Origin of the sequence: Psychrobacter sp. K31L (assembly GCF_017942195.1) — a bacterium.
Taxonomy (GTDB): Bacteria; Pseudomonadota; Gammaproteobacteria; order Pseudomonadales; family Moraxellaceae; genus Psychrobacter; species Psychrobacter glaciei.
Genome location: NZ_JAGKSC010000004.1, coordinates 154,546 through 170,565 on the forward strand (window position 1 = coordinate 154,546; position 16,020 = coordinate 170,565).

The following is a 16,020-nucleotide window of genomic DNA, read 5'->3' on the forward strand; positions in this document are numbered from 1 at the left end:
GTTATTCATTGAGGTCAAGTGTCTCAAAGCAAATCGCTTTTTATCAGCTTATATCAGCCTTGCTATTTTTAAGCAACCTTATCATAGGATGCCCTGCGTGCCTATATCTGATAAGTTAACGACTTTATAAATCGCAACGACGTTGATGGATTTAGGCTAAATTATTAGGGTGTTTCCTAAGCTAAAAACAATACTGCCACACAGCAAATTGCTAATACCAAGCCTACTATATTAATACGATTGAGCCGCTCTTTAAATACCCCAACGCCTATCATAGTTGCCACTGCGATGACACCCACATTCATACCAGTAAACACAATGCTTGGTGACTCAGACAATACTTGATGTGCCCGTACATAAGCGTAAATATTACCCATATTCAGCGCACCCAGCAGTACTCCTGCCATGAGGGCATTGCCCTGCCAGCGCACACGAGTGATTAGCAAATAAATAAACAGTAACAGCCCTGCCAGCCCGAAACTTATAAATAAAGTTAGCGGAAAGGCAGACCCTTGCTTGGCAACTTGCTTGAATAGAATATCAATAATGCCGTAGCCTGCCCAGACGCCAAATAACCAAAGCGGCGTTTGGCGCGCCTGTTTATCCATGCCGCCTTGCTGTGGACGATAAACCAAAGCACCGAGAGCTAAAAACCCTAATACCAAACCAAATATACGAGTACCCGTCAGCATCTCACCGAATAATAAAAATGCGGCAACGATAGGAATGATGAGTGATAAGCGTTGGGCGGCATCGGTTGCCACCATGCCGACCGCTGCAATCGCGCGCCCAAGAATGATAAATACGGCAGGCAGCAATACGCCAAGCGCTATGATAATACCCCACGCGCTTCCTAACAGACTAAGTCCGCTGATGTCTGGCTTCAATAAAAACCAAGTGAGTAAGAACGCTACTGGGTAACTGGCGACGATAGTCTGACGGATATCGATATTTCGTTGACGTAATATTTTTAAAAGTACTGACACAGCGACACTACATAGTACCGCGATGGTTAAATACATCATGAACGTCTACCTTTTAGGCTGCAATTTTGTGTATTTATTATTCGTTTACTCAAACGCGTCATCAATCTAGGGCGTGTTGAATATTCAAATATTAGGGCTGCTGATTGCTAAAATTGCACCAAACATTTTATCAAATCAGGCGTAAGCTGACGATAATATCGAGACCTTAGCTAGGCTTACAACAACGTTTGGGGTGATTTTGGCATCAGCCTTTCAGGGCAGGACTATTTTTTGCCAATATATGGCGAAATTTTTTAACCTAGAATGACTAGGCATCAAAAATTTCACTGCATATTGTCTAAAAAATAGTCACTGCCAGCACCACATTTGAATGTTCAACACGCCCTAAACAGAAGCGACTAAATTAGCCAGAAATGAGAACAGGCCCTAAGCTATGTTTTCTGCTCAACAAAACCATAGAATGTAACAAAATATGTTTTACACAGCAATCTATTTATAATGCTTTTGCTAACAAGTAATAAATGCAGGCAGCTATTGATTGTCAATTTACAATTAGCATGCAGGCGTGATTACGAAGTTTTGTTAAAATAGCGTAACTTCCTATTCACACAAATAAATGTTCAAGACAATGCTTGCCAGCTTTTGTCTTGGCGTATTGCTATTGATGCTCTACCCTTGCCTATGAATGCTCTATTTCGCTTTTTTGAAAACCGTCTACCCGCCTTTCCTGATACGCCTATGCCATTGCCCTCACCTCGTGACGGGCTGATGAAGTTTTTATGGGCATGTACTAAAGGTTTGCGTGGCTGGCTACTCTTTTTTATGATTTTGTCGGCGGGTATCGGCATTTATGAAGCGATGCTGTTTGCTTGGATTGGTAATATCGTCGACTGGTTGGGTATCTATACGCCACAAACGCTGTGGGCTGAAAAAGGTGATATGCTCCTTTTGATGCTAGCAGTCATGCTATTGAGTCCCTTTTGGATTGCCTTATCTTCGTTTATTCATTTTCAGTCGATTCAAGGCGTGTTTCCGATGCAAATGCGCTGGCGTTTTCATCAGCACATGCTCGGACAGTCGATGCAGTTTTATCAAGATGAGTTCTCTGGTCGCGTTTCTGCTAAAGTGATGCAGACGGCTCTGGCCGTACGCGATACGGTGATGACGGTCACTGACATGTTTATGTACGTGATCGTGTATTTTATTACGACTGGTGTTATCTTATTTAACTTAGACAGCTTATTGCTCATCCCATTTGTTATTTGGTTTGTCCTGGTTGGCATTGCGTTGCGCTTCTTTATTCCCAAGCTTAAACGGACGGCTATCGTCCAGGCTGATGCCCGTGCGTTGATGGTTGGCCGAATCACTGACGCTTACGCTAATATCATGACTGTCAAATTGTTCAGCCATTCACGCCGTGAGCTGGGTTATGCCAAGAACGCCATGGGTCAGTTCCTAGGAACGGTTCATGCACAAATGCGCTGGGTCAGCTATTTAGAGGTCTCAACCCATCTGATTAGTGTCATTTTAGTGAGTAGTACGGCTGGGATTGGCATCTATTTATGGCAGCAAGGCGACATCGGTGTTGGCGCTGTTGCCGCAGCCACAGCGATGGCCTTGCGACTCAATGGTTTAACGCAGTGGATTATGTGGCAAACAGCCAGCTTATTTGAAAGCATTGGTACCGCTCAGGACGGTATGCGTACACTATCTGCACCGCAGACTATCGTTGATACACCTAACGCTGCTACGCTAAAAGTGACTGATGGCCATATCGTCTTTGATCATGTTGACTTTAGTTATGAAAGTGAAAACGATGATATCGAAGGCGAGCGCATTGACGAGGTTAATACTGCCGGAACAGCCCTTACCCATTCACAAGTCAAACTACTTGATGGCTTCCATCTAGATATCAAACCGGGTGAAAAGATTGGTTTGGTGGGCCGCTCAGGTGCTGGTAAATCAACCTTAGTGAATTTATTATTGCGCTTTTTTGATGTGGATAAAGGTAAAATCTACATTGATGGACAAGCGATTGACGAAGTCACTCAAGAGTCCTTGCGTCAACAAATCGGTATGGTCACGCAAGATACCTCGCTGCTCCATCGCACTGTCCGTGAAAACATCGCCTATGGTCGCCCTGATGCCAGCGATGAAGAAATCATCCTTGCCACTGAGCAAGCACAGGCTTGGGAATTTATCAAAGATTTATATGATGATAAAGGCAATACTGGTCTGGATACACAAGTGGGCGAGCGTGGGGTTAAACTATCTGGCGGCCAGCGTCAGCGTATCGCCATCTCACGTGTCATGCTAAAAAATGCGCCGATTTTACTCTTAGATGAAGCGACCAGTGCGCTCGACTCCGAGATTGAATTTGCCATTACTGAAAGTTTGAATGATATTATGACGGGCAAAACAGTTATTGCCATTGCCCATCGTCTCTCTACGATTGCCGCACTCGATAGACTGGTGGTCATGGATAAAGGTCAGATTATCGAGCAAGGCAGCCACGATGAACTATTGGCATTAAATGGGGTGTATGCTGGCTTATGGCAGCGTCAAAGTGGCGGCTTCTTAGGCGAAAACAATTAATTATTGATGAATAATAAATCATAAGGCAGTGTTACTTTTATGGAAGCATTCACAAACAGTATCGATATCAGTGGTCAAAAGGCACGCTATTATGATTTAAGCTCATTGAATACATCCGCTAATAATAAAAACAAACGCCCTAGAGCGCACTTTTATGGTGGCAATGGTTTTACAGTAGGTAACTACAAGCCTCTGTTGACAGAGCTTGCTGCTGGTTTTGACATCAGCTCGCTCGCGATGCGCGGCTATTGGTACGACCAGCCAAAAGCCCGTGTATTAACGCGTGAGCAAGATGCCGATCTGCTTATTCAGTTTTTAGAGCAGACTCAAGATGGTCCTGTTATAGGCATTGGACATTCACAAGGCGCTACCGCTACCGCTATGGCAGCGGCTAAACGCCCTGATCTATTCTCTGAGTTGTATTTGATTGAGCCGGTAACTTTTACCAAATCGCAAGCGCTGTTGTATAAGCTAATACCTCGTTCCGTTAAGCTTAAACGTCAACCTTTTAAAAGCGCTTTAACCAAGCAAAAGGTTTGGGCAAATATAGATGAGTTCTATAAAAACCTACGAGAAAAAAGCGCTTATCGACGCATCTCTGATGAGCACTTGTACCTGTTTGCCGAACAAAGCTTAATACAGCAAGGCGATGGCAGTTATGCATTTATATTCACTCCCGAACAAGAGATAGCGAATTATTTTGGCATTCCTTATATCGACAGTGCATTAAAGAAGCTGGCGAAAACCAAGGTGCCTTACCAACTCATCATTGGCAAGCCGACTATTTTTATTAATGATAAAGTTCGTAATAATTGGCAAAAATTTGTGCCCGCTAACCAGCTTAACATCATGCCTGAGAACGGACATCTATTGCCTATAGAAGCACCGAAGCAATGCGCCACTTTTATCTTACAGAATTTTAATCGTTAAAATTTTAGCTTATGACTGATTTATTCGCCCCTAGTCCTGTAGATAACCTATTGCCTTATGAAGGGATACTCAATGATCTGGGCATCGTTGTCGAGAATAGCCATGAGCTTTACGACCTCTTATTAAGCGAACTGCCTTGGCATGCTGACATCGTTACTTTGTTTGGCAAGACCCATGTCACCACGCGTCAAATCGTTTGGATGGGTGGAAACAATAGCAGCTATCACTACTCTGGACACGCCCGCCAAAGTATCCCATGGTCAGAGACAGTGTTTCACATGAGACAGTATGTCGAACAACAACTAGCAAATATTGGCATTGTCGCTAACTTTAACTCTTGTCTGTTGAATTATTACCCCTCAGGTAGCGATGGCATGGGCTATCATGCAGATGACGAGAAAGAGTTAGGCTATCAGCCAATTATCGCTGCCCTATCGCTCGGTGCCACGCGCAAATTTGTCTTTAAGCATAAAAAAACTCAAGATAAAGTCGAGCTTTATCTTGAGTCTGGTCAGCTTATTGTCATGCATGGCGATACACAAGCCTACTGGAAACACACTATCACCAAGACTAAAACTGTCAACACTGGACGCATTAGTCTCACGTTTCGGCAGATGCTGCCCGATTAGTCTGCCTTTAGAACAATCTTACCAAAGGTATCGCCTTTTTGTAGCTCGCGGTGTGCTGCCACGGCTTCAGATAACGGATACGTCTGCTGAATCTGTAATTTGAGCTTACCAGTGCCCACTTGTTCTAACACTCTTGCCATATCTTGCCCACTACGCTGCGCTTTATAACCAGCCACATTTAAGTTCTTTTGACTACCCGCCTCTTTGAGCTTATCTACCCAAATAGTGGGTAATACATAGACATGACCTTCAGGCTTGATCACGCTAATCGCTCGTATACCTGCATCACCGCCGACCAAATCTAGCAGCACATCCGCTTGCAGCTCAGGAAATTCCTCATCCTTGGTATAATCAATCCAACCTGCCAGCTTAGATTTATCTATTAATGCATCGAGCTTGGCATATTTTTCTGGCGAACAAATTACCGTCACCTTAATGTTATCTTGCGACACTTTATTCATGAGCAATTGAATCAATAAATGACCGACGCCGCCTGCTGGTGCATTTATGACGACATGCTCACCTTTTTTGATATCAGCAAACTCTACAAATTGTAGCGCCGTTTGTCCGATACAAGGCAGCGCACCTGCTTGCTCTAATGTGACTGACTCTGGCACTTTGGCGAGCAATTTGGCATCGACTGCCACATACTCAGCATAGCAGCCACCATTGAAAGTCAAGGCGGCGACTTTATCACCAATAGCAAACTGTTCGTTATTGCTACTGACTACCACTCCTGACATATCAAAGCCTAAAATCGCTGGCTGATCATGATCAAATTTATCTTTACGAATATTATCAGCGCCCCACCCTTTGCCTTGACGGGTTTTGTAATCAACGGGGTTAATGCCTGCGTAGGCTACTTTTACTAAGACTTGCTCATCCGCCAAAGTAGGAACAGCAACACTATCCTCATAATTCATAACGTCAGGTTCGCCAAACTCACGAATAAGTACGGCCTGTTGAGTGATTGGTATTTGATTATTAGACATCGTTATATATCCTTATATATTATCGCACGATTTATTTTATACCCATTTGTTGACTAGTACTTTATGTAATCGAGCTTTTTTTATAGAAGCTTTTTTATAGAGCCTTTCTCATTATTTTTTTGGTACGGTAGCGCTGCTTTATGGCAATGCCAACTCTGCGCTAATCGGTAGATGATCTGATAGCGACGACCAAGGCTTACCAGTGTGTACCCACGCATCTTTGACTATCAAGTTACGCACATAGATACGATCTAGGCTGAGTACTGGCAGTTTTGCTGGAAACGTCGGCATTAGCTTGCCATGGCAGTGTTTAAAGGCTTCTATCATACCCAGCTCGGTCGCGAGCTTGTCACAAGACATCTTTTTCCAGTCATTGAAATCGCCTGCCAATATAAGCGGCTGATCAGGTGCAATCTCATGGCGCACGTAGTCGCTAATCGCTTGATACTGCTTGATACGATCACGCTCAAACAAATTGAGATGCGCACACAATACAACGACAGGCTGCTCCCAACCGATAGGTTGCACTTCACAGTGCAAGACCCCGCGCTGCTCAAGCTTATTGACCGTAATATTGACATTGTGTTTTGGATCTAACGGGAATCGGCTCAATACTGCATTGCCATGATGACCATTCTCGTACTCTGAATTTTTACCATAGCTGTTTTCTAGATCTAAAAACTCGCCAAACCATTCATGTTGTGACTGATCAGGATATTCGTTATATTGCATGTTACGTTTGAGGTTTTGACCCTGCACTTCTTGTAAGCATAATATATCTGCACCCACAGCTTCTAGCGCTTGAGCAATACCCTGCATTTTCACTTGGCGGTTTAGTGGTGACATACCTTTGTGAATATTGTAGCTGGTTAAAACAAAAGAGGTGGTAGTCATAAAAGGATCGATAAGCAGATGAATACGCTACTGAGTATAACAGCAGTCGTATTTATCAGCAGCAGTTAATCAGAGATAACTCGTAGTAGTATTGCTAAGCGAGACTGGTATATGAGTCATATACTTTATAATCAAATACAGTTATGCACAACCGATGCGCCTTATAGCTAGCAACGATTGTGGTGGTAGAAAGTTATGATTAGGGAATGTATTTTATAATTTGAGATAAATAGCTATGTTGCTGATTTGTTTTTGTCCAAAGGCGTCATACGTGGGATATCTGGCATATCTATCAATGCAGGATCAATGACAGGCTGTGGATTGTGTACGATATTATTGATACGTGCTTTTAGTTGTAAAAAATGACTGTCTGTCACAATATCAGGAGAACGAGGCCGTGCGAGCGGCACTTCAATAATCTCTTGTACCTCACCTGGATTTGCCTTGAGTACAACAATACGATCTGACAGTAATACTGCCTCATCCATATCATGCGTAATAAATACGATAGTAATGTCAATATTGCGCCATAAATCTAGCAAATGCTTCTGCATTTTTTGACGCGTATAAGGATCAAGTGCGCCAAAAGGCTCATCCATGATCAATACTTTTGGCTCATTGACCAGCGCTCGCGCAATCGCAACACGCTGCTTCATACCGCCAGACAGTTGATGCGGATAGTGGTTTTCGTACTTGGTCAGTCCAACCACATCAAGCCACTCACGAGCGCTACGCTCTGCACTCGACTTGCTGCGGCCGCCCATGATAGGACCAAACATGACATTTTCTTTAACCGTCTTCCAAGGAAATAACGTATAGCCTTGAAAAACCATGCCACGACTGGCGCTTGGACCTTTGACTTTTTCTTTATCAACGATTACCTCTCCGCTGGGATAAGTATCTAATCCTGCAACGATACGCCCCAATGTTGATTTACCGCAACCAGAAGGACCGATCACACATACAAACTCACGCTCATAGATTTTTAGGCTGACATCTTTCAATATTACTTTTTGGCTACCGCCTTGATCAAACGACTGTGTCAGTTGATCAACTTGCAGCACCACATCTCGCTGATAGAGCGCTTTGAAATAATCGTCAGTGGTGCCGCTATGGGTAGTGCGAGCACTGTTTGTAGGGACGGAAGAGGTCATATCATTAGTCATCATTTAAATACTCGCTTTCCATTTGAAGAGTTTTTTACCGAGCTGGTACAACAAGATATCTGTACCTAAACCGATAAACCCAATAAGAAGAATACCTGCATAGACGTTATCAAAATGCTGGTAACGGGCTTGTTGCACAATAAACCATGTGATGCCTGAGGTCGTCCCGATCAGTTCAGCGACAATCAAATACGTCCATGCCCAGCCGAGTAGGACACGTAAGTCTCGATAGACATCGGGCAACACCGCAGGAAGCAGTACATAAAAGAAACTTTTGAGTTTGGTTGTGCCTAGCGTGTAACCTGCCTCAATAAGACCAAGATCCATAGTACGCGTAGTATTTGCAATGATTAGAATCTGTTGAAACAAAGTCCCAATCACGATGATGGCAATTTTTGGTCCATCGTAGATACCAAGCACCGCCACGGCTAAGGGTCCAAATGCTGGCGCTGGTAGATAGCGAAAGAACTCTACGAAAGGCTGAGTGATTTGTGCGATTTTTTGAGAAAACCCGCACAGCAGACCTAGTGGTATACCGAAAATAGATGAGATAAAAAAAGCGATAAATACCGTGCGTACACTTTGCCAAAGACTCTCATGTAACCAAGGAGCATCCGCTTGCGCAGGCGGGGTGGCAAATGCAGTAACCATCGCTGTGGCTACCTCATCAGGTGCTGGCAAGTAGACAGGGTTGACCAGCTTTCCTTGCGGAGGTACTGCATCAGAGGCCATCGCATCCTGTGCTTCTCGATAAAATACCTCTTTATCAATGCGGCTGCCCTCTTGTAGATAGCTACTTGCGCCAGCATCGGTAATCTCAACCTGCGGATGCCAAATGAAAGGCAGATAGCTGACCGCACACCATATTAAGATTGGAATCAAAAATGAGAGTACATTGAGCCCAAGCGTGGTTTTCTTGGTGAGATATGTATTGATATGACTCATAGACTACCCTCTAAAACGATGATAAAGACTCAAAAACCACTGCCTTTGTAATAGACAAAACTACAACTATCCTTACTGATTAATCAAATCAGGATAGATCAATTTATCTATATCAAGCGTTTGATCATAAATTTGATTATCAATATTGAACTGGTTGACGTGATAGCTAGACCCATAAATAGAGCTCAGCTCATCAGACTTCGCAAAAATCTTTTTATTGTCTTCCAGACTCATTAATTTCGTCCCATTCAAGAAAGCACTATATTGATCAGCAGGGACATTGACCTTGTTAGACATAATGCTAATCGCATCATCTCTAGTCGCTGGATCATTGATATAGTTGACGACCTTGCCCCACACCTGAATGATCTTGGCGTACTCTGCCTTGTGCGCAGAGAGACTGGCGGGACTGACGGCTAACGTGTCATAAATCAGACCGGGCTTATCCGCTGAGGTATAGATAGCCTTTGCACTTGGTACATTTTTTAGTGCTTGATTGGCATTGGGCTGCCAGATGGAGACGGCGTCAATACTGTCATTTGTGAAGACTTGAGGTAGCTCGTTTGTGGTGGCATTCACCAGTGTTACATCAGCCTCTGTCAACCCATTGTCAGCCAGCGCGCTATTGAGCAGCAAATGATCTACCAAGCCCTTTTCGACACCGATTGATTTGCCTTTTAGATCCGCTATGCTGGTGACCGAAGGTTTAGCGATGATCTGATCATTACCTGCTGAGTAGTCATTGACCAAAATAATGATGCCTTCACTACCACTCGCAGCGTTGACTAGATTGTCACCGTTGGTCACAGAGATAGCATCCAACTGTTTTGATGCAAAAGCAGATAACGAGGCAGAGTAATCAAACCACTTAAACTCAACATTCACGCCAGCTTCATCAAACCAGCCTTTATCAATCGCAATTTGCCACGCTACCCAGCCAGGCCAATCACTGTAACCGATAGAAATCGGTTCATCATTTGAGGCAGTGGCTTTTTCTGGTGCCGCTTCCCCTTCGGGTACTGACACGGTGGCCGTGTTGTCACAACCAAATAGCATAAAGCTTGAGAGAACCGCAAAAGTAAATAAGCGTCGATTCATGAGTCTTGCTCCTTGAATAAAGACAAGCCCATTATGGGAATGTCCATTGATTATTGTTTGCAATACCACGAGAGAGAATATTACTGGCGCTACTATTTTTGGATCAGCATTCAGCTGAGTCAGTCTGAATGCTGATTAATTAAGCAGCCATCTAAATAACCGATTCTGTTTGCTTGGCTATATAAGCTTTCCAACCACCGAATGCGGTCACATCTGTACCGCCTTCAAACCCATATTCTTCACAAATGAAGCTCTTGACCCAGCGCCCATCTGCCAATTCAACATTGCCAATGCCTAATGGCGTAGGCACTTCGTTGACGATTTCGCCAAACCTTGCTCTAGGAATTCGCCAAACTTCTACCGCAATAGAGCGTCCTTCGTCATGGCGTTTCAGTCCCGGTTTGGCAGGTGTCGATCCTGCCAATGCAAAGAGCTGATAAGTTGCTGCCGTTTGGGTTTGTTCGGACAACACACCACCTCTATCCGTCAGCTGATAATTGAGCGGCATACCACTCAGATGCGCACCAACTACTGCTAACGCCACACTACTATCACTGTCATCGGTACTCAGTGGAATAAGCGGTTGTGGTTGATCTAATTGAGCTGTTTGTGTTTGAGAGGTGTCGGAGTGATAACGATGGTTAGAGGTTCCCATTGGTATATCCAGAGCGGTTTGCCACTGATGCCCAAAGTTGGCTAAAGCTTCGTCATGCCAGCCCATAGCGATAAAGGTCACACCGCGCGGTAATCCGTCTCTAGCGATTAGATTCGGCAACGCCAACGCCGACAAGTCCGCTAGATTTACAAAATTAGTATAAGCACCCATGTGGCTATTTTTCGTTAACGGGTCAGCATTGACTGCATCGATGGTGTAAATAGTCGGCGCAGTTGGCACCATTAATGCGTCAAATTCAGATAGCGTTTGTTGAATACGGCGACTTAATGCAGCGCGAGAATACTCAGCACTCATTGCATCAACCGCATTGTAGTTCTCAGCTTGACTGATGATTTCGCGAGTGACAGGCAACAGCGTGTCACGCTCGACGAGCTGATCGATGGCAAAGGTGCGTTCGCTGACCCAGCTATCGTTATAGAGCGCATCTGCTAACTCGTTAAAGACGGTAAAGTCTATCGGTGTGACCTCGTAGCCCATCATCTTTAGCTGCGTGATGGCTATCTCAAAAGCCTGCTCTGACTCGGTATCACCGTAGAACTCTAAAGTATCAGGGATAGCGATTTTGCCAAGACTAAAGGCGACTGGCGCAGTGGCGGGATGGATACGACTATAATCATCCTCTTTATCGTAGCCTTTCATTAACTGTGCTACTTGCCACGCATCATCAACGCCCAGCGCAAAAATAGAAATCACATCATGTAATCGACACGCTGGAATGAGACCATTACTGGAGAACCATCCTTTTGTAGGCTTCAAACCCACTATATTGTTATGACCCGCAGGCACACGTCCAGAGCCTGCTGTATCCGTTCCTAATGCAAAAGGAACGATGCCATTTGCCACACTTACCGCAGAGCCTGAGCTTGAGCCGCCACTGATATAGTCGGGATTGAAACTGTTGGCCACTGCCCCATAAGATGAGCGCGTCCCTACCAGTCCTGTCGCGAATTGGTCAAGATTGGTTTTTCCGATGACGATAGCGCCTGCTGATTTGAGCTTGGCAATCACATGCGCGTCTTTGTCAGCCAAATACAAAGGGGCTGTACATCCTGCCGTAGTATGAAACCCTGCCACATCGATGTTGTCTTTTACCGCAAACGGTATGCCGTATAGCGGTAAGTCTTGGGAGTTTTGCGTGGCGATACTGTCAATCTGAGCGGTTAGCTGCTCAGGAGTCGCAATCTCAATCCAAGCATTATTATCATTGCTAATACCCGCCACATAATCCAGTAGATCACTTAGCTGGATACTTCCTTCGGCATAAGCGCTTTGCCAATCTTTGATCGTCCAATTCTTTTGCATAGTTGCTCTCTCTATTATTCTTCGCCATTTTTATCGTTGTTTTGCTATCTCACTATCGGCTAGATGAGTCCGTACAGCATCGGCTGACTGCGTCTGCGTCTGCGTCTGCGTCTGCGTCTGCGTCTGCCACCACTGTCTCACGAGCAGTAATGGGTGCAAGTACAAATAAAGGCTGCTCGGGTTTCACTGTAGTACCAATCTCAATTTCAATACTCACGACCTGCATCGCAACGGGTGAGACAATTGGTATCTCAATTTTCATGGCTTCTATGATTGCTAGGGTCTGCCCCTCATCGACTACATCACCTACCGCGCAAGAAATCTTCCATACACTGCCCATCATATGAGCTTTGACGACTACCCCGCCCTCAGGTACAGAAACTTCTGATGATACTTCTACCGCGTCAATATCTTCGCCAACATACTGGTCAAGACCTTGCTGCTTCCAACGTTGTCGCTCTGCATCAAAGTTGGCTTGTTGCTGATCTTTGAACGTCTGAATACTGTCCTTGTTTTCATGCAACATCTCGTAATACTCAGCGAGGTTTAACACACTATCCTCAACCTCAATCGATAGCTCACCTGCCTTAAAGGCAGTTCGCATCGATAACAGTTCTTCTTCACTGACTTCATAAAAACGAATTTGATCAAAGAATCGTAGTAACCATGGTTTTTCAGCTTCAAAACTGGGATGCGAGCGATAGCGATTCCATATTTGTAGTGTCCTACCGACAAACTGATAGCCGCCTGGGCCTTCCATACCGTAAATACACATATAAGCGCCGCCGATACCCACTGCGTTCTCTGGCGTCCATGTTCTGGCAGGATTGTATTTAGTGGTGACCAAGCGATGTCTTGGATCAAGCGGTGTGGCAACAGGCGCACCCAAATAGACATCACCGAGTCCCATGACTAAGTAGCTGGCATCATAGACAATATCTTTGACCGCTTGGGCAGAGGCCAAGCCATTGATACGTCTGATGAATTCGATATTGTCAGGACACCAAGGTGCGTCGGGATAGACAAGTTGCTGATATTTCTCAGTTGCTAGCTTGGTCTGAGAGTCAGCCCATGCCATTGGTAGATGAACAATTCTGGACGGCACTTGCATGTGTTTAATATCGGGCAATGCACTTTCTGCTTGCTTGAGAATTGCCAGTAGTGCCGCCTGTGGCAATTTTAATGAATGGTAATGCACTAATAACGAGCGAATACCTGGCGTCATATCGATAATGGCATCGACGTGCTGTGCTTGTAGCCACTCCATCAATGCCTGAACGCGGAAGCGCAATTGCAAATCAAGCACCTGCTCGCCGTACTCAATCAATATGTAGCTGTCTCCAGCAGGGCGATACACCACTTTTGGATGGTCATCAATGATGGGTAAGGTGTCCAATATAGCTGTCTGCAAAGTCGCGTTTTCTGTATGAATGGGTAAATCATAATCAACCAAATAATAGTCATCAGCCCGTAGCATGTCATCGTAGCGCTGATGTAATTGTGCTGCTTGATCGTAGCTGACAGGGATAAACTGCACTCGATCACCTGCCTTGAGCTGTCCCATTTTCCAGCGCTCACCTGCAACGATGACGCTCAAGCAGACAAAGCCACCGAGGCTTGGCCCATCAGGGCCTAAGATGATCGGCATATCCCCTGTGAAGTCGATCGCGCCAACGGCATAGGCATTATCATGGATGTTGGATGGGTGTAGCCCTGCTTCGCCGCCATCTTCACGTGCCCATTCGGGTTTGGGTCCGACCAGACGGATACCGGTACGGCTAGAGTTATGATGGACGTCCCATTCATGTTTAAAGAACTGCGTCACATCAGCGTCCGTAAAGAAATCTGGCGCGCCATGTGGCCCGTACATGACCGCGATTTGCCATAGTCCATCAAACGTTGGTTGCTGTACAGCAGGTAAGGCTTTAGTAGCAATGGACGTATCGCACTGTACAACGGGCAGCATGTCGCCGATAAGTAAGTTACGACCAGCATGACCACCAAACTGACCTAAACTAAAGGTCGCTTGGCTACCCAAATATTCAGGGACATCTATTCCACCTTTGATAGCGATATAGCTTCGGCAACCTGAGGTGATATTGCCACAAATAAGTTTTTGACCTTTACGCACAGGAATGGTTTGCCACATCGGCTGCTCTACACCATCCAAGGTACAGGCCATGCTACCGCCAGTAATGGCAATCTGACTGTCGCAATGGAACAATAAGGTTGGTCCAGTAACCACGCACTCAAGACCTGCAGTGTTAAATGGATTACCCAACAGCTGATTACCCGTATTGAGACTCAGACCATCTATCGCACCTGATGGAGGTACGCCCACATCCCAGTAGCCTTCTCGGCCAAGTACATCTTGTACGGCGGTCTGTACGCCCGACTGCAACACTTCAATTTTTTGACTGAGCCACGTAAAAGTGTTCAAAAACCTTGTAGTCTGCTCGCCCTGATCAAACGTCTCTGAAGCCACTATCTGCTGCAAATACTCAAAATTAGTTTCAAGACCTGCCATACGTGACACAGCCAAACTTTGGCTCATTTTCTCCAGCGCTTGCGCGCGGTCAGGTGCCGTGACAATGATTTTTGCTAGCATCGGGTCATAAAAGGCTGATATCTCACTGCCCTTTTCTATCCAAGTCTCAACGCGAGCTGCTGTATCAAAATAGGCATCCGTTAAAATCCCCGTGCTTGGCTGAAAGCTTTTGACAGGGTCTTCAGCATACAGACGCACCTGAATCGAATGTCCTGACGCGTGCAGTGGTAGCTCTGGTAATACGAACTCGCCTGCAGCCAGCTCAATCATCCAGCGTACTAGGTCCACTTGATAGATTTCTTCTGTGACACCATGCTCAACTTGCAAGCGTGTGTTGACTTCCAAGAAATAGAAGTCTTGCGTCGACACATCCATCACAAACTCGACAGTACCAGCAGAGCGATAGTTGACTTGTTGCATCAACTTAGTCGCCACCGCTTGTAGATTTTGTCTTTGTGTATCTGATAGTAAAGGCGCTGGTGTTTCTTCAATCACTTTTTGATTACGACGCTGGATAGAACAGTCACGCTCTCCTAAAGTGATGATATTACCTACCCCGTCACCAAACACTTGCACTTCGATATGGCGAGCATGCTCTACAAACTTTTCGAGATATAGCCCAGCATCACTGAAGTTGCTTTGTGCCAAATGATGCACAGACTCATAAGCATCCTTTAGTTCGACCTCATTCCACACCAGACGCATGCCGATACCACCGCCGCCTGCAGTGCTTTTTAGCATGACAGGGTAACCAATACGCTCGGCCTCACATAATGCTTCGTCCACATCTTGTAGCAGTTCGCTACCGGGTAACAATGGCACTTGGCTGTCAATGGCGAGCTTACGAGCCGTATGCTTGAGCCCAAAGCTCAGCAGCTGCTCAGAGGTTGGCCCAATAAAAGCGATTCCAGCATCACTGCAGCGATCACAGAATGCCGCGTTTTCTGATAAAAACCCATAACCAGGATGGATCGCTTCTGCGCCTGAATCAATCGCTGCTTGCAATACTTTATCCATATTCAGGTAGCTATCACTGGCAGGACCAGAGCCGATGTTGATGGCTTCATCAGCCTGACTGACATGTAGTGAGCCCCTATCCACATCAGTATAGACAACGACTGAGCCGACACCCATTTGCTTTAAGGTACGTATAATTCGGCAAGCAATAGCACCGCGATTGGCAATCAATACTTTTTTAAACATCACAACTTCCTCAGCATTCTCATTAATAGGCAGTATCGTCTTGTTCGAAAATCGCT

The 16,020-nt window shown here is 45.3% G+C and carries 10 protein-coding genes and 1 pseudogene; 3 read left to right on the forward strand and 8 right to left on the reverse strand.

The genetic code is table 11. The features are described 5' to 3' along the window. Nucleotides 1-176: 176 nt before the first annotated feature. A complete protein-coding gene (locus tag J5X94_RS08295; RefSeq protein WP_210540921.1) occupies nt 177-1,025 on the reverse strand; it encodes a DMT family transporter in 849 nt (282 codons plus the stop codon). A gap of 642 nt (nt 1,026-1,667) precedes the next feature. Between J5X94_RS08295 and J5X94_RS08300 the strand changes: the two genes are divergently transcribed. From J5X94_RS08300 to J5X94_RS08310, 3 genes are read left to right on the forward strand one after another with little or no spacing between them, the layout of a single operon-like run. Beyond that, entirely contained in the window at nt 1,668-3,581 is a 1,914-nt protein-coding gene (locus J5X94_RS08300; protein WP_189584125.1) for an ABC transporter ATP-binding protein, read from the forward strand. A 39-nt stretch (nt 3,582-3,620) separates the two neighbouring features. Continuing rightward, nucleotides 3,621-4,511, forward strand: a complete 891-nt coding sequence (locus J5X94_RS08305; protein ID WP_210540922.1) for an alpha/beta fold hydrolase — start codon at nt 3,621-3,623, stop codon at nt 4,509-4,511. An 11-nt stretch (nt 4,512-4,522) separates the two neighbouring features. Beyond that, entirely contained in the window at nt 4,523-5,140 is a 618-nt protein-coding gene (locus tag J5X94_RS08310; RefSeq protein ID WP_210540923.1) for an alpha-ketoglutarate-dependent dioxygenase AlkB family protein, read from the forward strand. Here J5X94_RS08310 and J5X94_RS08315 read toward each other — a convergent pair. The 7 genes and pseudogenes from J5X94_RS08315 to uca all read right to left on the reverse strand — a co-directional run. Further along, complete coding sequence (locus J5X94_RS08315; protein ID WP_210540924.1) at nt 5,137-6,132, reverse strand: NADP-dependent oxidoreductase; 996 nt, start codon at nt 6,130-6,132, stop codon at nt 5,137-5,139. The genes J5X94_RS08310 and J5X94_RS08315 overlap by 4 nt on opposite strands. A gap of 138 nt (nt 6,133-6,270) precedes the next feature. Beyond that, complete coding sequence (locus J5X94_RS08320) at nt 6,271-7,026, reverse strand: endonuclease/exonuclease/phosphatase family protein (protein WP_210540925.1); 756 nt, start codon at nt 7,024-7,026, stop codon at nt 6,271-6,273. 233 nt (nt 7,027-7,259) lie between these two features. Beyond that, on the reverse strand, nt 7,260-8,180 hold the full coding sequence (locus tag J5X94_RS08325) for an ABC transporter ATP-binding protein (protein WP_210541050.1): 921 nt from the start codon (nt 8,178-8,180) through the stop codon (nt 7,260-7,262). Between the two features lie 15 nt (nt 8,181-8,195). Beyond that, nucleotides 8,196-9,137 carry an ABC transporter permease gene (locus tag J5X94_RS08330; RefSeq protein ID WP_210540926.1) on the reverse strand — a complete coding sequence of 314 codons (942 nt, stop codon included), beginning with the start codon at nt 9,135-9,137 and terminating at the stop codon, nt 8,196-8,198. Between the two features lie 72 nt (nt 9,138-9,209). Further along, nucleotides 9,210-10,235, reverse strand: a complete 1,026-nt coding sequence (locus tag J5X94_RS08335) for an ABC transporter substrate-binding protein (RefSeq protein ID WP_210540927.1) — start codon at nt 10,233-10,235, stop codon at nt 9,210-9,212. Between the two features lie 151 nt (nt 10,236-10,386). Then, nucleotides 10,387-12,213 (reverse strand): allophanate hydrolase, encoded by a 1,827-nt coding sequence (atzF, locus tag J5X94_RS08340; protein WP_210540928.1) that lies wholly within the window; start codon nt 12,211-12,213, stop codon nt 10,387-10,389. A gap of 148 nt (nt 12,214-12,361) precedes the next feature. Beyond that, nucleotides 12,362-15,964: pseudogene (gene uca / locus J5X94_RS08345) on the reverse strand (urea carboxylase); the annotation flags it as partial. Nucleotides 15,965-16,020: the final 56 nt, after the last annotated feature.

Excerpts from the sequence above, each read along its gene's own strand:
- J5X94_RS08300 (WP_189584125.1), top strand. The coding sequence starts at position 1,668 with ATGAATGCTCTATTTCGCTTTTTTGAAAACCGTCTACCCGCCTTTCCT.
- J5X94_RS08315 (WP_210540924.1), bottom strand. The coding sequence starts at position 6,132 with ATGTCTAATAATCAAATACCAATCACTCAACAGGCCGTACTTATTCGT.
- J5X94_RS08320 (WP_210540925.1), bottom strand. The coding sequence starts at position 7,026 with ATGACTACCACCTCTTTTGTTTTAACCAGCTACAATATTCACAAAGGT.
- J5X94_RS08295 (WP_210540921.1), bottom strand. The coding sequence starts at position 1,025 with ATGATGTATTTAACCATCGCGGTACTATGTAGTGTCGCTGTGTCAGTA.
- J5X94_RS08310 (WP_210540923.1), top strand. The coding sequence starts at position 4,523 with ATGACTGATTTATTCGCCCCTAGTCCTGTAGATAACCTATTGCCTTAT.
- J5X94_RS08305 (WP_210540922.1), top strand. The coding sequence starts at position 3,621 with ATGGAAGCATTCACAAACAGTATCGATATCAGTGGTCAAAAGGCACGC.
- J5X94_RS08325 (WP_210541050.1), bottom strand. The coding sequence starts at position 8,180 with ATGACCTCTTCCGTCCCTACAAACAGTGCTCGCACTACCCATAGCGGC.
- J5X94_RS08335 (WP_210540927.1), bottom strand. The coding sequence starts at position 10,235 with ATGAATCGACGCTTATTTACTTTTGCGGTTCTCTCAAGCTTTATGCTA.
- atzF (WP_210540928.1), bottom strand. The coding sequence starts at position 12,213 with ATGCAAAAGAATTGGACGATCAAAGATTGGCAAAGCGCTTATGCCGAA.
- J5X94_RS08330 (WP_210540926.1), bottom strand. The coding sequence starts at position 9,137 with ATGAGTCATATCAATACATATCTCACCAAGAAAACCACGCTTGGGCTC.